General features: G+C 33.5%; 15 protein-coding genes and 1 riboswitch. Of the genes, 14 read left to right on the forward strand and 1 reads right to left on the reverse strand.

From position 1 onward, the window contains the following. Positions 1–42 precede the first annotated feature (42 nt). Complete coding sequence (gene metK, locus GFJ94_RS05980; RefSeq protein ID WP_153200659.1) at positions 43–1293, reverse strand: methionine adenosyltransferase; 1251 nt, start codon at positions 1291–1293, stop codon at positions 43–45. A gap of 514 nt (positions 1294–1807) precedes the next feature. Here metK and GFJ94_RS05985 point away from each other — a divergent pair. The 14 genes from GFJ94_RS05985 to GFJ94_RS06050 all read left to right on the forward strand — a co-directional run bounded on the left by GFJ94_RS05985 (position 1808) and on the right by GFJ94_RS06050 (position 19295). Beyond that, the gene (locus GFJ94_RS05985) at positions 1808–2503 is read left to right on the forward strand and encodes a phosphoadenylyl-sulfate reductase (protein WP_153200660.1); all 696 of its coding nucleotides are present in this window, start codon (positions 1808–1810) and stop codon (positions 2501–2503) included. A gap of 23 nt (positions 2504–2526) precedes the next feature. Beyond that, positions 2527–3432 (forward strand): sulfate adenylyltransferase subunit CysD, encoded by a 906-nt coding sequence (gene cysD, locus GFJ94_RS05990; protein WP_153200661.1) that lies wholly within the window; start codon positions 2527–2529, stop codon positions 3430–3432. Positions 3433–3450: 18 nt separating this feature from the next. Beyond that, positions 3451–4689, forward strand: coding sequence for a sulfate adenylyltransferase subunit 1 (locus tag GFJ94_RS05995; RefSeq protein ID WP_153200662.1), 1239 nt, complete (start codon positions 3451–3453; stop codon positions 4687–4689). A 6-nt stretch (positions 4690–4695) separates the two neighbouring features. Continuing rightward, a complete protein-coding gene (epsC, locus tag GFJ94_RS06000) occupies positions 4696–5523 on the forward strand; it encodes a serine O-acetyltransferase EpsC (protein ID WP_153200663.1) in 828 nt (275 codons plus the stop codon). A 19-nt stretch (positions 5524–5542) separates the two neighbouring features. Beyond that, positions 5543–6454 carry a cysteine synthase A gene (gene cysK / locus GFJ94_RS06005; protein ID WP_153200664.1) on the forward strand — a complete coding sequence of 304 codons (912 nt, stop codon included), beginning with the start codon at positions 5543–5545 and terminating at the stop codon, positions 6452–6454. 82 nt (positions 6455–6536) lie between these two features. Beyond that, positions 6537–7355: a uroporphyrinogen-III C-methyltransferase gene (cobA, locus tag GFJ94_RS06010; RefSeq protein ID WP_153200665.1), complete on the forward strand. Its 819-nt coding sequence runs from the start codon at positions 6537–6539 to the stop codon at positions 7353–7355. Continuing rightward, positions 7345–9006 carry a sulfite reductase flavoprotein subunit alpha gene (locus tag GFJ94_RS06015; RefSeq protein ID WP_162523803.1) on the forward strand — a complete coding sequence of 554 codons (1662 nt, stop codon included), beginning with the start codon at positions 7345–7347 and terminating at the stop codon, positions 9004–9006. Before cobA ends, GFJ94_RS06015 begins: the two co-directional genes overlap by 11 nt. A gap of 27 nt (positions 9007–9033) precedes the next feature. Next, entirely contained in the window at positions 9034–10680 is a 1647-nt protein-coding gene (locus tag GFJ94_RS06020) for an NADPH-dependent assimilatory sulfite reductase hemoprotein subunit (RefSeq protein ID WP_153200667.1), read from the forward strand. After that, complete coding sequence (locus GFJ94_RS06025) at positions 10634–11410, forward strand: DUF2490 domain-containing protein (RefSeq protein ID WP_153200668.1); 777 nt, start codon at positions 10634–10636, stop codon at positions 11408–11410. Before GFJ94_RS06020 ends, GFJ94_RS06025 begins: the two co-directional genes overlap by 47 nt. 12 nt (positions 11411–11422) lie before the next feature. Continuing rightward, complete coding sequence (locus tag GFJ94_RS06030; RefSeq protein ID WP_153200669.1) at positions 11423–12865, forward strand: TSUP family transporter; 1443 nt, start codon at positions 11423–11425, stop codon at positions 12863–12865. A gap of 423 nt (positions 12866–13288) precedes the next feature. Further along, positions 13289–14581: an O-acetylhomoserine aminocarboxypropyltransferase/cysteine synthase family protein gene (locus GFJ94_RS06035; protein ID WP_153200670.1), complete on the forward strand. Its 1293-nt coding sequence runs from the start codon at positions 13289–13291 to the stop codon at positions 14579–14581. 64 nt (positions 14582–14645) lie between these two features. Further along, complete coding sequence (locus GFJ94_RS06040) at positions 14646–15611, forward strand: alpha/beta fold hydrolase (RefSeq protein WP_153200671.1); 966 nt, start codon at positions 14646–14648, stop codon at positions 15609–15611. Between the two features lie 7 nt (positions 15612–15618). Then, positions 15619–18033, forward strand: a complete 2415-nt coding sequence (gene thrA / locus GFJ94_RS06045; protein ID WP_153200672.1) for a bifunctional aspartate kinase/homoserine dehydrogenase I — start codon at positions 15619–15621, stop codon at positions 18031–18033. Between the two features lie 89 nt (positions 18034–18122). Continuing rightward, positions 18123–19295 carry a PLP-dependent aspartate aminotransferase family protein gene (locus tag GFJ94_RS06050; RefSeq protein ID WP_153200673.1) on the forward strand — a complete coding sequence of 391 codons (1173 nt, stop codon included), beginning with the start codon at positions 18123–18125 and terminating at the stop codon, positions 19293–19295. Positions 19296–19447: 152 nt separating this feature from the next. After that, positions 19448–19552, forward strand: a riboswitch (SAM riboswitch). The last annotated feature ends 33 nt before the right edge of the window (positions 19553–19585 follow it).

Raw genomic sequence — 19585 nt, forward strand, 5'->3', positions numbered from 1 at the left:
GATTTTTATTAAAATCAGGCTTTTTTTATTAATTATAGATGATTAAATCTTAAATGCATCTTTTACTTTGTCAACAAAATCTAATTTTTCCCAAGTAAACAATTCTACTGTTAATGTTTTAGATTCACCACCTGGAGCTGTAAACGTTTTAGTTACAGTTTCAGGAGTTCTTCCCATATGTCCGTAAGCAGCCGTTTCGCTGTAGATTGGATTTCTTAATTTTAAACGTTGTTCAATAAAGTAAGGACGCATATCAAAAATGCTTTCCACTACTTTGCTGATTTCTCCGTCTGTTAAGTTCACTTTTGCAGTTCCGTAAGTATTTACGTTGATTGATGTTGGCTCAGCAACTCCAATCGCATAAGAAACTTGTACTAAGATTTCATCGGCTACACCAGCAGCCACTATGTTTTTAGCAATATGACGTGTCGCATAAGCGGCAGAACGGTCTACTTTTGATGGGTCTTTTCCAGAGAATGCACCACCACCGTGAGCTCCTTTTCCACCGTAAGTATCAACGATAATTTTTCTACCTGTTAAACCAGTGTCGCCGTGAGGTCCTCCAATTACGAATTTTCCTGTTGGGTTAATGTGGTATTTAATTGCATCATTGAATAAATGAGCATATTGAGGATTTTTAGCAATTACTCTTGGAATCAAAATTTCAATAATGTCTTTTTTGATTTTTGCTAACATCGTTGGTTCATCAGCAAAATCATCGTGTTGAGTTGAAACTACAATAGCATCAATACGAACCGGTTTGTTATCATCAGAATATTCTAAAGTAACTTGAGATTTAGCGTCTGGACGTAAGTAAGTGATTTCGTTGTTTTCTCTTCTTAAATCCGCTAAATCTTGTAATAGTTGATGAGACAATTTCAATGCTAACGGCATGAACTCAGCAGTTTCGTTTGTAGCATAACCAAACATCATTCCTTGGTCACCAGCGCCTTGCTCTTCTTTACTTGCTCTGTCAACTCCTTGATTAATATCGGCAGATTGTTCGTGAATAGCAGATAAAACTCCGCAAGAATTAGCTTCGAACATATATTCGCTTTTCGTGTAACCAATTTTCTTGATTACATCTCTTGCGATAGTTTGTACATCTAAATAAGTGTTTGATTTTACTTCTCCAGCTAAAATTACCTGACCTGTTGTAACTAATGTTTCACAAGCTACTTTTGACTCAGGGTCAAATGCTAAAAAGTTATCAATTAATGCGTCTGAAATTTGATCCGCAACTTTGTCAGGATGTCCTTCACTCACTGATTCTGACGTAAATAAATAAGCCATAATAAATTATTTTTTAAAATTTAGCGAGGAAAAATAATTGCAGAGATTGCGTAAAGGAGTAGTAATACTGCTTTAGCATTTTTTTAATGAGGTTGCAATCAGTTCAAATTTTTCCTCTTTGTTTTCGTTTGCAAATGTATGAAATGAAATTGAATTCCAAATAGTTGTTCACTTTTTTTTATAGTTTATTAATTGAAGAATTATGAAACCGTCTTTTTTATAGATTATTTTTCCATTAATAATTCATTTTTAATTAAAATAAATCTATTTTATTTAATTTAAACAACAAAATTTAGAAAAATAATCTATTTATTTTTTTATTGTAGAAAATAAATCTAATTTTGCCCTGTCAAATTAAAAGAAAAGAAAATGAACTTTACAATGTGCAATATGTGTATGATGATGTGGAATAATCCGCAGAGGAAACCTGTTGCATAATTTTAAAAGTAAATTAATTCAATATAACCTCTGTCGAAAGCAGAGGTTTTTTTATGTCTAATCTCAAAATAAATTTATGAATACAAAGCTTATAAAGTTTTTAGAAACCACTAATAATCTAGAGCTTGAACTTGATTTTTTAGCTAACAATTTTAATGAAAAGATAGTTTTTTCGACCAGTTTTGGGATAGAAGATCAAGTAATATCGCATGAAATTTTTTCTCAAAATTTAAACAATATAGAAGTATTTACATTAGACACGGGACGATTTTTTGCGGAAACCTATGCGGTTTGGGATAAAACATTACTTCAATACAATAAAAAAATAAAAGCTTATTATCCCAATACTGAAAAAGTAGAAAACTACGTAAATGAAAATGGAATTAATGCCTTTTATAATACTATAGAATTAAGAAAAGAGTGTTGTTTTATTAGAAAAGTAGCGCCGTTGGGAAGAGCTTTAAAAGGCGCTAAGATTTGGATTACAGGTTTACGAGCAGAACAATCGGAAAATAGAAATACTTTAAAAAAAATAGAATGGGATGAAGAAAGGCAGTTGTACAAATACAATCCATTACTCAATTGGTCAACAGAAGATGTGGTAACGTATTTAAAAAAATTTGGAGTTCCATACAACACGCTTCACGATGAAAACTTTGTAAGTATTGGTTGTGCTCCATGTACCAGAGCGTTAAAACCAGGGGAAGATTTTAGATCAGGACGTTGGTGGTGGGAAGATAAAACAAAAAAAGAATGTGGCTTACACAGATAAATTACTAACCGAAAAATAATAAAATGGCAATAACAAATCAATATTTAGAACAATTAGAAAACGAAGCGATTTATATCCTTAGAGAAACTGCGGCGCAATTTGAAAAACCAGCATTACTATTTTCCGGAGGTAAAGATTCCATTGTTTTGGTGCACTTAGCATTAAAAGCATTTCGACCAGGAAAATTTCCGTTTCCTTTAGTGCATATTGATACCGGACATAATTTTCCTGAAGCAATTGAATTTAGAGATTACTTAGCTAATAAAATTGGTGAAAAACTAATTGTTGCTTCGGTAGAAGATAGTATTAAAAAATACAATTTACAAGAAACGGTAGGTCGTTTTCCATCTAGAAATGCATTACAAACCTATGCTCTTTTGGATGCGATTGAAGAAAATCAATTTGATGCTTGTATAGGTGGAGCAAGAAGAGATGAAGAAAAAGCAAGAGCCAAAGAACGCATTTTTTCGGTTAGGGATGATTTTGGACAATGGGATCCAAAATTACAGCGCCCCGAATTATGGGATATTTTAAACGGAAAAGTGCAAAAAGGACATAATGTTCGGGTTTTTCCAATAAGTAATTGGACTGAATTAGATGTTTGGAATTACATTCAAAAATATAACATTGAATTACCAAGTTTATACTTTGCACATGATAGAGAATGTATTGTTCATCAAGATAAATTGGTAGCAACATCCAAATTTATTCAACCTTTAGAAGATGATGAAGTGGTAATTGAAAAAGTACGATACAGAACGGTTGGTGATATGACATGTACGGCAGCAGTTCCTTCCGAAGCAGCAACTATTCAAGACATTATTGATGATATTATTCAAACTAGAATAAGTGAAAGAGGACAAACTCGTTTAGATGATCAACTCTCAGAAGCAGCCATGGAAGACAGAAAAAAACAAGGATATTTTTAAACTTGAAACAAAAAACACATGAACACATTAAGATTTATAACAGCAGGAAATGTAGACGATGGCAAAAGTACTTTAATCGGACGTCTTTTATATGATTCTGATAGTATTCATACGGATCAATTAGGGGTTTTACAAAAACAAACGAAACAAGAAGGTGTTGATATCGATTTGTCATTAATCACCGATGGACTTCGTGCCGAACGTGAACAAGGGATTACAATTGACGTGGCTTACAAATACTTTTCTACTAAAAAGAGAAAATTCATTATAGCGGATGCTCCAGGACATGAACAATACACGAGAAATATGATTACGGGAGCTTCCAATTCTGATTTGATTATTATTCTTGTCGATGCTAGAAAAGGGATTACAGAACAAACCAAGCGACATGCAAGTATTGGCTCGTTAATGGGACTTAAGAAAGTAATTATTGCAGTGAATAAAATTGATTTACTAAACTACTCTGAAGCGGTTTTCAATCAAATTAAAGCTGATTTTGAGGCTATTAAATCAGAATTAAATTATAACGAAATTAGTTACATACCAGTGAGTGCTTTGGTTGGAGATAATATCGTAACAAAATCTGAAAATACGTCTTGGTACCAAGGAAAAGCATTGTTAGAAACATTAGAAGATATAGAAATTGAAACAACATTAAATCTAGAATCTCGTTTTCAGGTGCAATGGGTCATTCGTCCAAAAGATGAAGTAAATCACGATTATCGAGGTTATGCTGGTTTAGTTTTAAGCGGAAGTTACAAAGTAGGTGATGAGATAACCATTTTACCCGCAAGAATAACAACTAAAATTGTAAAAATCGAAAACAATTTAGAAACAATCAATGTAGCAAAAGCAGGAGATAACGTGGTGTTGCATTTTGATAATAATATTGATGTCAGCCGAGGAGATACAATTGTATTATCAAATCAATTACCACCTGAATCCAATCAAATTAATACTTGGATTTCTTGGTTAGATAATGCCCAACTTCAATTAGGGAAAACCTATTTGCTACAGCATCGATTTAAAAATGTAAGAGTAAAAATTCAATCGATAAATCAAAAATGGAATATTAATGAATGGCAATTCACACCAACAGAAGAAATCAAATTAAACGATATTGCTCAGATAACTTTAAAAACTAATCAACCCTTGTTTTTTGATGCTTTTGATAAAAATGCAAAATCTGGAAATGCTATTCTAATTGATGAAACCACATTTAATACGGTGGGCGCTTTAATGTTTTTAGAAAATTAAAAGAATATGAATCAATCCAATTTCAATTGCGAACTGTTATTCCAAAGAAATTTAAAAGAAAAGCGAAACTTTCTTGATAAAACCAAAGCAGAAAATTGGTTGGAAAATCTATTTGCATGGTTGTTTTGCACACAAGAAGAATGTTTGGACTATGACACGTTTCAAGAAAAGGAATTGATTTTAAGAAATGAGTTACAAACATTGTTAAAGCAATCAGAAGTTGTTTCGGAAATAGATTTTACAAATAGATTTTACGAGAGTTTAGTTGCAATTCATTCCGATTTGTTGTCCGATTTAGAAGCAATTTTAGATTTTGATCCAGCTGCAAAATCAAGAGCCGAAGTGCTTCTAGCTTATCCTGGTTTTTTTGCCATTTTCGTTTATCGAATTGCAAATAATTTATGGGTGCATAAAGTGAATATTTTGCCAAGAGTACTTTCAGAATTGGCACACAGTAAAACAGGTATTGATATTCATCCTGGAGCCAATATTGGAAAGTGTTTCTTTATCGATCATGGAACTGGAATTGTAATTGGTGAGACAGCAAAAATAGGAAGCAATGTTAAAATTTATCAAGGTGTAACACTTGGAGCATTAAGTGTTAGTAAAGAGAAAGCAAAAGAAAAAAGACATCCTACGATTGAAGATGATGTAATAATTTATGCCAATGCCACAATTTTAGGAGGAAATACAACTATTGGAAAAGGAGCCATAATTGGCGGAAATGTATGGATAACCGAATCCATTCCTGCACAGTCGCTAGTGTATCATAAAAGTGAAATCATCGTGAAAACAAAAATAGAGTACAACAACATTATCGATTTTAGTATTTAAAAAAATAAAACTTAGTAAGATGAAAGTAAATAATATCTTAGAAACCATTGGAAATACACCAGTTGTAAAAATAAATAAGCTTTTCGGAGCTAATAAAAATGTATTTATAAAATTAGAACGCACGAATCCAGGAAACAGTATAAAGGACAGAATTGCCTTAGCAATGATTGAAGATGCTGAAGCAAAAGGATTACTAAATTCAAACAGCGTGATTATTGAACCAACTTCTGGAAACACCGGAATTGGATTGGCATTAGTAGCAGCTGTGAAAGGCTATAAAGTAATTTTAGTAATGCCCGAATCGATGAGTGTAGAACGTAGAAAATTAATGGAGATTTACGGTGCCGAATTCGATTTAACACCTCGTGAAAAAGGTATGAAAGGTGCCATTGAAAGAGCTGCGGAATTAGTTTCTCAAACACCAAATGCATGGTCGCCTTCACAGTTTAAAAATCCAGCAAATGTTGAAGTGCATCAAAAAACAACTGCTCAAGAAATTTTAGCCGATTTTCCAAATGGATTAGATTATATTATTACTGGTGTAGGAACTGGTGGGCATATTTCTGGAGTAGCTGCAGTTGTTAAGGCTAAATTTCCAAATGTAAAAGTAATTGCAGTGGAACCAGAATTATCACCGGTTTTGAGTGGAGGAAGTCCTTCACCACATCCGCTTCAAGGAATTGGTGCTGGATTTATTCCCGAAAATTATCACGGAAATTTAATCGATGAGGTGATTCAAGTTTCAAAAGAAGAATCCTTCGAATACACCAGAAATATTGCCAAACAAGAAGGGATTTTAGTAGGAATTTCCACAGGAGCATCTCTGGCAGCAGTAGCAAAAAAAGTAGCCTCATTACCTGATGATGCTGTAGTGTTAACCTTTAATTACGATACCGGAGAACGATATCTTTCCATAGAAGGATTGTTCTAAAAATCAGTAATTTATTGTAGAGATTTCACTCCGATTTAAACACGGAGGAGCCATTTCTATGCCTAATTTCAAAAAAAATACAATGATACAAATAGCAAAAAAAGGAAAGGTGATTTTAGCAGGAGCAGGTCCAGGGGATCCCGATTTAATAAGTCTGAAAGCACTAAAATATTTGCAAACAGCAGATGTAGTTTTAACCGATAGATTGGTTTCGCCTGAATTAATTGAAGAGTATGCGCGCAAAGATGCGGAAGTAATTTATGTTGGCAAACAATGCTCTAAAGGAATTTGGACACCTCAAAAAGATATTAACGAACTTATTGTTGAGTTTGCATTGCAAGATAAACTAGTGTTAAGGTTAAAAGGAGGTGATGCTACTCTCTTTTCTAATGTATTAGATGAATTACATGCAGTGAAAAGCAATAATATTCCGTATGAAATTATCCCGGGAATTTCAGCTGCTTTTGGTGCGGCTTCTTACACAGGAATTCCTTTAACAGCTAGAGAATATTCAAGAGGAGTGCGTTTTTTAACCTTGTATGATTTAAGCACCGTGAAGCAAAATCAATGGCAAGATTGGGCAACAACAGAAGATACTTTGGTTTTTTATATGAGCGGTCAACGATTAGATGTGCTGACAAAACAGCTTTTAAATTTCGGAATTGATACATCCAAAGGAATTGCTGTAGTGCAACAAGCAACAACTCCAAATCAAAAAACAAGTGTGTTTTCTTTTGAAGAAATACAAAGTAAATCTTTACCAGAATTCGAGTATGTTCCCACTTTATTAATCATCGGTAAAGTAGTGAATTTGCATCATGATTTTGCTTGGTTTGCCGAGAAAAATTCATCTGAATCCTATTTCGATAATCATAAAAATATTTACCAAAATGCTATCTGAAACTAAACTATCACTATTACAACAATTGGTGCAAAGTGCATCAACAGAAGAAATTATTTGGACAAAAGGCTATTTAGCTGGGTTTTTAGATAAAAATCTGATTAAAAATGCGGTTCCAACTATTGAAAACCCAATTGCAGTTACTGTAAAACCGTTAATTATTTACGGAACTGAAACAGGAAATTCTAAAAAAGTAGCTTCTAGTTTATTAGCGAATTTCAAAAAGAATAAAATTCAAGCTAAAGCGATTGATGTGTTCCAATTTGATATTAACAAACTTGAGAAAGAAACTCTAGTGTTGTTTGTCATGAGTACGCAAGGTGAAGGCGAATTTCCTCAGAATGCCGTTGCGTTTTATGAGAATTTAAAAGCTACAAATGCGAATTTAAGCAAAGTTTCTTTCGCTGTTTTAGGACTTGGAGATTCTTCTTATCCGCTATTTTGTAATGCAGGGGTTTTGTTAGATGAAGTTTTAACAGATAAAGGAGCAAATCGTTTATTACCCTTGGTAAAAGCGGATGTTGATTTTGCTGAAACGGTTTCAATTTGGGAATCAGATTTACAAAAAGTGCTTCAAAATTTTGGTTCAAATGTTACGAATGAAGTCAAACCAACAAGTTCAATAGTTTCTTCTGGAAAGAAAAATTATTCAGGAAAAATTAGTCACAAGGTGGTGTTGAATGATACAGGTTCAAACAAAGAAACCTATCATATCGAAATTGAATCGGATGACGAAATTAGTTATGAACCTGGCGATGCTTTGGGAATTGTTCCGAAAAATAAAGAAGAAGAAATCAAAGCAATTGCAACGTATTTTAATGAAGAAAATTATTCAATTCTTGCGGATAAAAATATTCGAGGTTTGTCTAAAAAATCACTAGAAGCTTTTTCAAAGTTGTTTGAAATTGAAATCAATGAAGAGAAAGCTAATTTGTTAGATGTGATTCATAAATACCAACCTAAAAAAGTAAAATTAGATGAGGTGACTGCTTTGCTTTTGCCAATTGCACCAAGATTGTATTCCATTTCTTCGTCTTCGGAAGCGCATGACGGACAAGTACATTTAACTGTAAATCTGAATAAATTTAAAGTAGATGAGGAAATAAAATCGGGTTTAGCATCAGAGTTTTTAGCCGATTTCCCTATAGATGAATCACTAGAATTCTACATTCATAAAAATCAAAATTTCCGACTGCCAAGTGAAGAAACGGATATTATTATGATTGGTCCAGGAACTGGAATTGCACCCTTTAGAAGTTTTTTAGCAGAAAGAGATGTTGTTGGTGCAGAAGGAAAAAACTGGTTATTTTTCGGTGAACAACATTTTGTTTACGATTTTTATTATCAAACCGAAATTCAAGAATGGCTAACCACAGGTGTGCTGACCAAATTAGATACAGCTTTTTCTCGCGACCAAGAACGCAAAATTTATGTACAAGACAGAATTCGTGAAAAAGCAACAGAATTTAATTCTTGGTTAGAAAACGGAGCAAGCATTTACATCTGCGGTCAAAAAAATCCAATGAGTCAAGATGTGGAACAAGCTATTGTTGCCGTAATTGCTCAAGAGAGAAATATCTCAGAAGAACAAGCCAAACAAATTTTAGAAGACTTAGAAAATCAAGGAAAATATCAAAAAGACGTGTATTAAATAGCAATATGCCTAAAGCAAAATAAAATGAGCGAAAAATTATCAGCAGTAGAATATATCAAGACCAAAAGTGATGGTCTTAGAGGAACTTTAAAAGAAAGTATCGATTTAGACAATCATACAGGAAATGTACGACCAGACGACGAAACTTTAGTGAAGTTTCACGGTATGTACGTGCAAGACGACCGTGACCGAAGAGCAGAAAGAGCGGCCAAAAAACTAGATAAATTGTATTCATTTATGATTCGTTTAAGAATTTCAGGCGGCGTAATTTCTGCAGAACAATGGTTAGCCACTCATGAAATTTCGGAACAATTCGGAACGGGAACGTTGAAAATTACGACAAGGCAAACGGTACAATTACACGGTTTGTTAAAACATCAATTAAGACCAACGATTCAAGCTTTCAATACCGCAAAATTGGATTCAATTGCTGCTTGTGGCGATGTCAACAGAAATGTAATTGTGAGTTCGCATCCGCAAATTTCTCCAATACATCAACAGATTTACGAATATGCAGATAAAATCTCGACGTTATTATTGCCAAAAACGCAATCATATTATGAGGTTTTTATCGATGGTGAAAAAATTTATGAACGTTCTGCAGAAGCCGATCCGTTGTATGAAGATAGATATTTACCAAGAAAATTTAAAATTGCTATTGCTATTCCGCCTAGCAATGATGTAGATGTTTTTGCAAATGATATTGGATTAATTGCTGTAATTGAAAATGATGTATTAAAAGGATTCAATATTGCAATCGGTGGTGGATTAGCTACAACACATGGAAATCCGAATACATATGCGCGCTTGGGAAGTATTATTGGGTTTGCCGATACGGAAGAAAAAACATTGAAAGCGGTTTACGAGATTTTAACAGTACAACGAGATTTTGGAAATCGCGTGGATAGAAAATTGTCTCGACTAAAATATACAGTTGATAAATTAACGGTAGAAGGATTTAAAAAAGAATTAGAAAGTAGAATCGGATTTGATTTGTTGCCAGCGCAACCATTTAAATTTTCCGAAAGAAATGATCGTTTCGGTTGGGAACAAAATCATCAAGGTAAATGGTTTTATACATTGTTTGTAGAGCATGGAGTAGTGAAGTCTTATCAAAAGCAATTTTTATATGAATTAGCACAATTAAAAATTTCAAACTTTATTTTTTCGGGTAATCAAAACCTAATTTTAGGAGAAATCAGTAATGACGATAAGTCAAAAGTTGAAGCTTTATTGGTTGCTCACGATATTGAAAAACAAGTAAGCGCACTTCGAAAAAGTTCGATGGCTTGTGTGGCTCTACCAACATGTCCGTTAGCCTTGGCAGAAGCGCAACGCTATTTGCCAGAATTAGTGACTAAAATTGAACCTTTATTAGAAAAACATGGTTTAACTGAGGATGAAATTTCAATACGAATGACAGGTTGTCCAAACGGTTGTGGTCGTCCTTATGTAGCAGAGCTTGGATTTATAGGAACGGGACCAGGACAATATAATTTTATGTTGGGAGGCGATAGATATGGAGAAAGATTGAACTTTTTATACAAAGAAAAACAAACAGAAAGTCAAATTTTAGAAGAAGTTGATAGCTTGTTTTCAAATTATGTAGCTAACAAATTAATTGATGAAACATTTGGAGATTTTGCTTTTAGAATCTTTTTTAAAGATTAAAAACCATTTAAAAGTAGCATTGGTTTTATCGGTGCTGCTTTTTCAAAATAGTTATGGTCAGAAAAAGATACAACATCAAAAATTGATTTGGTACGGCTATTATAATACGCTGCAATTGAGTCCAAATTGGAAGCTCCATTCAGAAATCCAAGAGCGTCATTTTATTAATCCAGTGGCACAACATCAATTGGTTTTTAGAGCTAATATCGAAAGGAGACTAGTAAATAATTGGTCGACATTAATAGGAATGACTTTGTTTTTACAAAGTCCACAAAATCCAAATTCTAAATCAAATTTAATGGTTCCAGAACTTCGGCCAAGTGTTGGTTTTGTAAATTTTGAAAGTTTTGGTTTATTAAAAATGAACCACAAATATCAGTTGGAAGTCCGCTTTTTTCACAATCAAGTAAATGGAGAATTGACTTCGGGATATGCTTTTTCAAATTTTCGTTTCCGATATCAATTGGGTTTCGATTATCCATTGCTAAGAGTTGATGAATCAGATAAAATTATACTAAAAATAAAAGATGAAGTAATGTTAAACATTGGGAATCAAATAGTAAAAAACACCTTTGATCAAAACCGGATTTATTTGGGTTTGAATTATGTAGTTACTCCAAATTTAGCTTTTGAAGTGGGTTATATGAATTGGTTTCAGCAACAAAAAAGCGGAACGGATTATTATGATAGAAACATAATTCGATTTTCAATTTTTCACTTCATTTCTTAAACAGAACTAATTATGACGAATACACTTTTTCCAGTTTTTCTAAAAACCGAAACCGCTCATTTTCTAATTGTTGGTGGTGGAAATGTTGGTTTGGAAAAAACCGAAACGTTACTCAGGCAAAATCCTGAAATTAGAATTACAGTTGTTGCTACCTATTTTCATCCAAAATTAGTTGAAATTGGTAACAAGCATCAAAATATTACTTTTTACGAAAGACCGTTTGAAGAAATCGATTTGTTAAATAAAGATTTTGTTATCATAACCACAGATAAACCAGAGGTGAATTTAGCAGTGCGTGAATTAGCCAAATCTAAAGGGATAAAAGTAAATGCGGCCGACCAACCAGCTTTATGTGATTTTTATTTGGGCTCGATTGTAAATAAAGGAAGTTTAAAAATAGCTATTTCAACCAACGGAAAATCGCCAGTTCTTGCCAAGCGAATGCGAGAATATTTTACAGAAGTAATTCCCGATAATATTGAGGATAGTTTAACGATTTTAAACGATTTTAGAAGCAAGCATAAAGGCAATTTTAGTCAAAAATTAGCCGATTTAAATAAGTTGACAGAAGGTTTTCAAAAAAGCACAGAAACCAAGAAGTATAAACGTTTGGCCTTTACATTGGCGACTTCTTTTCTAATGTTTTTTATTGGGTATGGTTGTTCTACTTTAGTTTCACTTTCTGATATTCAAAATGGACTAAGTCAGGTACCAAATGAGTTTTATTATATGCTTTTGATTGGTTTTGTTGCCCAATTAATCGATGGAGCAGTGGGTTTAGGTTATGGGGTTACTTGTGCTACGAGTATGATGATTTTAGGCGTTAAATTGCCCGCCATAAGTGGAGGTATTCATACTGCAGAAATGTTTTCTAGTGCTATAAGTGGTTTCTCTCATTACAAGTTTGGAAATGTAAACAAGAAATTACTTTTTTGGTTGGCTTCTTTTGGAGTAATTGGTGCGGTTTTAGGAGCTTTATTTTTAGTGTATTTAGGAAATGAATATGAAAAATTAGCCTATTTGATTTTATCTGCATATACTTTCGTTATTGGTATACGATTAATCGTGATTGCTTTTAAAAAGTTTCAGTTCAAAAAGAAAATTAAATTTTTAGGTGCGTTAGGATTCACCGGAGGATTTATGGATGCTTTTGGAGGAGGAGGTTGGGGACCAATAGTCACATCAACATTATTGGCAAAAGGAAGAAAGTCTAAATATGTGGTAGGAACAGTTAGTTTGGCTGAGTTTTTTGTAACACTTGCTGCTTCAATAGTGTTTTTTACCTCTTTAGGAGTGAGTCATTGGTATATTGTTTTAGGGCTTATTCTAGGTGGGGTTATTGCCTCGCCAATTGCGGTAAAATTAGCAGGAAAATTGCCTCTGAAAGCAGCTTTGTTATTTGTATCTTTCTTAGTTATAGTGTTTAGTGTTAGGGTATTTTTAAAAATTGTTTGAGATTTTGAAATAATTTAGATTTATAAACTTTTATTTTCTTCTCAATAAGATATTTTTTCTATAATAATAGATTTAAATAGCAAAATTTAGAAAAATAATCTATTTATTTTTTTATTGTAGAAAATAAATCTAATTTTGCCTTGTCAAACTAAAAGAAATAGAAAATGAACTTTACAATGTGCAATATGTGTATGATGATGTGGAACAATCCGCAGAGGAAACCTATTGCATAATTTTAAAAGTAAATTAATTCAATATAACCTCTGTCGAAAGCAGAGGTTTTTTTATTTCTAATAATACAAATAATATATGAAAATAGCCATTTACAATCCAAGACGATGTTGTCGAATGTGTTGCTGAAAAGCAAACTTCGAAAAAAAAAATCTTAATACTTAATACAAATATCTTAATACTTAAAATAGCATGAGCACAAATAAATTTGCAACAAACGCATTACACGCAGGACACGATGTAACTAAAAATGGAGGAACAAGAGCTGTTCCAATTTACCAAACCACATCATACGTTTTTAATAACTCAGACCACGCAGCCAATCTTTTTGGTTTAGCCGAAGCTGGTTTTATTTATACAAGATTAAATAATCCAACAAACGACATCTTAGAACAACGATTAGCCAAATTAGAAGGCGGAATCGGTGCTGTCGTAACCGCTTCAGGAACAGCAGCTATCTCAACCGCTTTGTTAACTTTATTAAAAGCTGGCGACCACATCGTAGCTTCTAACAGTTTATACGGTGGAACTTATAATTTATTAAACGTGACTTTGCCAAGATTAGGCATCACAACAACCTTCGTAGATCCATCAAATCCTGAAAATTTCTTAAATGCAGCACAAGAAAATACCCGAGTGTTCTTCGCTGAAAGTTTAGGAAATCCAAAATTAGATGTACTCGATTTAAAAGCCATTTCAAAAGCTGCACAAACCTACAAAGTGCCTTTTATTGTAGATAACACAGTGGCAACACCCTTTTTGCTGAACCCAATCGAACACGGAGCAAACATTGTAATTCATTCGTTAACAAAATACATCGGTGGAAACGGAACTTCGCTTGGAGGTGTCATCATCGATGCAGGAAATTTCGATTGGAGTAACGGGAAATTTCCAGAATTCACAGAACCTTCTGCAGGTTATCACGGATTAAAATACTATGAAGTGTTAGGTGCTGCATCATTCATTGCGAAAGTTAGAATCGAAGGTTTACGCGATCTAGGCGCTTCTTTGAGTCCATTCAATGCATTTCAAATTATTCAAGGATTAGAAACATTGGCTATCCGAATCAAAAAGCACAGTGAAAATGCTTTGGAATTAGCTAAATGGTTGCAAAAACGTTCAGAAGTAGCTTGGGTAAATTATCCAGGATTAATTTCTTCAAAATATTACGATTTAGCGCAACAATATTTACCAGAAGGACAAAGTGGTATCGTGACTTTTGGATTAAAAGGAGGTTATGAAGCGGCTAAAAAAGTAGCTGATGAGACTCAATTTTTCTCATTGTTAGCGAATATTGGTGACACGAAATCATTAATCATTCATCCAGCAAGTACAACGCACCAACAATTGTCAGAAGTACAACAAATCACAACCGGAGTAACGAAAGATTTAATTCGTTTATCAGTTGGATTAGAAGATATTGAAGACTTGAAAGCCGATTTACAAAGTGTTTTCGAAAAATTGCCAGTTCAAAATTTAGTTTAGGTTTTTGTTTGTTTGAAGACTGCCGATAGAATAATCTAATGGCAGTCTTTTTTTAAAAAGAAAGATGAGTAAAATTCAAAAAATAGTTTTCCAAAACGTTTCATTGCAAAATGGAGTAGTTCAATCGAAGGTAATTTTGTCCTATCAATTGTTCGGGCAACCGGTTGGTTCGGCTCCTTTGGTGGTAGTTAATCATGCTTTAACTGGAAATTCGCAAGTTATTGGTGAAAACGGTTGGTGGCAATCGTTAATTGGTTATGATAAAATTATCGATACCAAAAAATATGCGGTTTTAGCTTTCAATATTCCTGGAAATGGTTATCAAGATGCAGAAAATTTGATTGAAAATTATCAAGATTTCACTACTTACGATGTCGCTAATTTATTTTGGAAAGGAATCGATTCATTTAAAGTCAATCAACTTTTTGCAGTGATTGGTGGAAGTTTAGGCGGAGCAATTGCTTGGGAAATGGCATCTATTCGACCAAAAGCAATTGCAAATTTAATTCCGGTTGCAACAAATTGGAAAGCTTCTGATTGGTTGATTGGAAATGTGTTAATTCAAGATTTGATTCTGAATAATTCCAACAATCCAATTCACGATGCTAGAATTCATGCCATGTTATTGTATCGAACACCTGAATCACTACAAGAAAAATTCCACACCAAATTGCAAAATTCGGAAGGGTTGTTTCAGGTAGAAAGTTGGTTGTTGCATCACGGAGAAAAATTGCAAAATCGATTTCAGCTTTCGGCTTACAAACTCATGAATCATTTATTAAAAACTACGGATATTTTTAAGAACAACAGCAAATCGGAAGTCATTAAAAATATCACATCGAACATTCATTTAATAAGTGTGGATACTGATTATTTTTTTACGGCAAACGAAATCAAAACGGCTTTTCAGGAAATTAAAATTTACAAAAACAATGCATTTTATCACGAAATCAAATCCATTCATGGACACGATGCTTTCTTGATAGAATTTGAACAATTAAACAACATACTTAAACCTATATTTAATTAGAAATCAAATGAAAATATTAAAATTTGGAGGAAAATCATTAGCAAACGGAGAAGGATTGCAAAAAGTAATTCAAACGATTGCTCTAAAATATTTCAATAACGAGCCTATCGCAGTAGTCGTTTCGGCAAGAGGAAATGCTACAGACGAATTGGTTATTTTATTAAAAAAAGCACAAGCCAACATCAATTTTCAAGCGGATTTTGAGCAATTCAAAAAATACCAATTGGAAGGCTTGAAAGAAAACATCTTCGAAGAAGAATTTTCGGTTTTACAGAAATTACTAGAAGGCGTTTCGCTTTTAGGAGATTACAGCGAAAAAATCAAAGACCAAGTCATTGCATATGGCGAAATTTTATCAGCCAAATACGTGGCTAATGTTTTAAACGAAAACAGCATCAAAGCGCAATTTACAGATGCACGCCAATTGATAAAAACCGATATTAATTTTGGAAATGCGCAACCAATTGATGCTGTTTCAAAGCGAAATGTCTTGGATTATTTCGAAAAAAATACGGATAAAGTTAATATTGTAACGGGATTTATTGGTTCGACATTACACAACGAAACAACCACTTTAGGAAGAAACGGAAGTAATTACACAGCTTCTTTATTAGCAAATTATCTAAACGCAGAAGAATTTCAAAATTATACTCACGTTGACGGAATTTTCACTGCTAATCCCGATTTAGTAGTTGATGCAAAAAAAATTGAGCGATTGTCTTTCAATGAAGCGAATGAGTTGGCAAATTTTGGAGCGCAAATTTTACATGCCAAAACCATTATTCCTTTGGTAGAAAAAAATATCCCATTGCGAATTTTAAACACTTTCAATCCTGAAAATGAAGGAACGTTAATCACTGCTGAGCAAACCAATGAAGGTATCAAATCACTTTCGGTTTTAACGAATGTTTCGCTGATTAATTTAGAAGGAAGAGGTTTGTTAGGAAAAACAGGTGTTGATGCAAGAATTTTCCGTGTGATGGCTGAAAACGATATTAGTGTGAGTATTATTTCACAAGGTTCTTCGGAAAGAGGAATTGGTTTAGTGGTGAGTTCTGATAAGGCTTCGAAAGCATTAGTTGGTTTGGAAAAAGAATTTGAAACCGATTTCTACACGAAAGATGTCAATAAAATTTCGGTAAATGATAACATTGCGGTGATTTCGATTATTGGGCAAGATTTAACGAATTTCCACAAACCATACACGGCTTTAATCCGAAATAAAATCACGCCAATTTTGTTGAATAATACCGTTACAGGAAGAAATATCAGTTTGGTTATAAGTAAAGATGAGTTTAAACGTGCATTGAATGTAATTCATGGTGAAGTTTTTGGAGTAGCAAAAAAAATCAACATTGCTATTTTTGGTCACGGAACGGTTGGAGGAACTTTGATTTCCCAAATTTTAGAATCGGGTAAAAACATCGAAAAACGAAAAGGAATCAAGTTAAATGTATTTGCTATCGCGAATTCAAAGAAAGTGTTGTTGAATAAATTCGGAATTAGCGAAAATTGGAAAGCTACTCTAGAAGATAAAGGTCAAGAATACAATATTGAAGATATTATCGCTTATGCTAAAGAACATCATTTAGAAAATTTAATCGCAATTGATAACACCGCAAGTTCGACTTTTATTGAAAACTATATTTCATTAGCGGAAAATAGTTTCGATTTAATTTCGTCAAATAAAGTGGCTAATACTGTAAGTTTTGATTTCTATAAAAAACTTCGAAAAGTATTAAAAGACAATCAAAAAGAATATTTATACGAGACCAATGTTGGTGCAGGTTTGCCGTTAATTGATACAATAAAATTATTGCATTTATCAGGTGAAAATATTACTAAGATTAAAGGTGTTTTCTCTGGAACATTGAGTTATTTGTTTAATAATTTTTCAGTTGAAGACAAGAAATTCAGCGAAGTTTTAAAAGAAGCTATCGACAAAGGTTTCACCGAACCTGATCCAAGAGAAGATTTAAACGGAAACGATGTTGGTCGAAAACTACTAATCTTAGCACGTGAATTAGACTTACAAAACGAATTCGAAGAAATTCAAATTCAAAACTTAATTCCAGAAGCTTTACGCGAAGGAAGTGCAACCGATTTCTTAAAACGTTTATCAGAATTAGACGGAATTTACCAAAACATCAAAGACGCTCAAGGTCCAAATGAAGTTCTGCGTTATATTGGTGAATTATCAGGCGATTTGCAACAAGACAAAGGAAAATTAGAAGTAAAATTAATTTCGGTTCCAGCCAATTCTGCTTTAGGTTCTTTAAAAGGTTCGGATTCTATTTTCGAAATTTATACCGAATCTTATAGCGAACAACCTATCGTAATTCAAGGAGCAGGAGCAGGAGCTTCGGTAACCGCAAGAGGTGTTTTTGGCGACATTTTACGCTTGTCAGAAAAAAAATTATAACCACCCAAACTTCAAAACCTGCAAAATTTTTTGTCTTGTGGGTTTTACACTTTATCAGTTCAAGGATTAAACAATCAACATACAAAACAATGAGCAATCAAAAATTAGGATTAGAAACCCAAGCTATCAGAACGCAATTAGAACGCACGCAATATTTAGAACATTCCGTTCCACTATATTTAACTTCCAGTTTTATTTTTGAAGATGCCGAGGATATGCGCGCTTCCTTTGCTGAGGAGAAAGAGCGCAATATTTACAGCCGATTTTCCAATCCCAATACATCCGAATTTGTGGAGAAAATTTGTCAAATGGAAGGAGCAGAAGACGGCTACGCTTTCGCAACAGGAATGGCGGCGGTGTATTCTACTTTTGCGGCTTTATTGAATTCCGGCGATCATATCGTTTCTGCAAGTAGTGTTTTTGGTTCGACACATACGTTGTTTATCAAATATTTTCCAAAATGGAACATCACGACTTCCTATTTCGATGTCAACAAACCAGAAACGATTGAAAATTACATAAACCCAAATACCAAAATCCTTTACGCTGAATCACCAACGAATCCAGCGGTTGATATTTTAGATTTAGAATTATTGGGAAAAATCGCCAAAAAGCACAATTTGATTTTAATTATCGATAACTGTTTTGCAACACCTTATATTCAAAATCCAATTCAATTTGGTGCCGATTTAGTGATTCATTCGGCAACTAAATTAATTGATGGTCAAGGTCGTGTTTTGGGCGGAGTAACCGTTGGTCGTTCCGATTTAATTCGTGAGATTTATTTATTTTCCCGAAATACCGGACCTGCTTTGTCGCCTTTCAATGCTTGGGTATTGTCAAAAAGTTTAGAAACATTGCCGGTTCGTATTGAAAAACATTGCGAAAACGCTTTAAAAGTGGCTGAATTTTTAGAAAATCATCCTAATGTAGCTTCTGTGAAATATCCATTTTTGAAATCGCATCCGCAATATGAAGTCGCTAAAAAGCAAATGAAATTAGGAGGAAACATCGTAGCTTTCGAAATCAAAGGCGGAATTGAATCGGGAAGAAAATTCTTGGATAAAATCAAATTGTGTTCCTTGTCTGCAAATCTAGGTGATACCCGTTCGATTGTAACACATCCAGCTTCTACCACGCATAGTAAATTGACAGAAGAGGAACGTTTGGCAGTAAGCATTACTGATGGTTTGGTGCGCGTTTCTGTTGGTTTGGAGACCGTCCAAGATGTAATTAACGACTTAAAGCAAGCGTTAGAATAAAATGTTTTAATTTATTTTACAGATTGATATTCTGTGTTTTGGTTTAAAGGTAGGATAAAAATCTAAAAAAAATATATTTGTAATTAAATTTAAGAAAATATTTCATTATTTCAATTTTGTCACTACATTTGCAGTGTTCATAATCATAATGTTTGTTATCACGAAAGCTGGAGGGAATAGACCCTGCGAAAGCTTAGCAACCCTACACTTGTAGAAGGTGCTACATTCTATTCCGATTTATCGGAAGCAGATAACGTTAGGAAATTCTTTCCAATTTCTTGATAACATAT

It is taken from the genome of Flavobacterium sp. LMO8, assembly GCF_009495755.1.
GTDB lineage: Bacteria > Bacteroidota > Bacteroidia > Flavobacteriales > Flavobacteriaceae > Flavobacterium.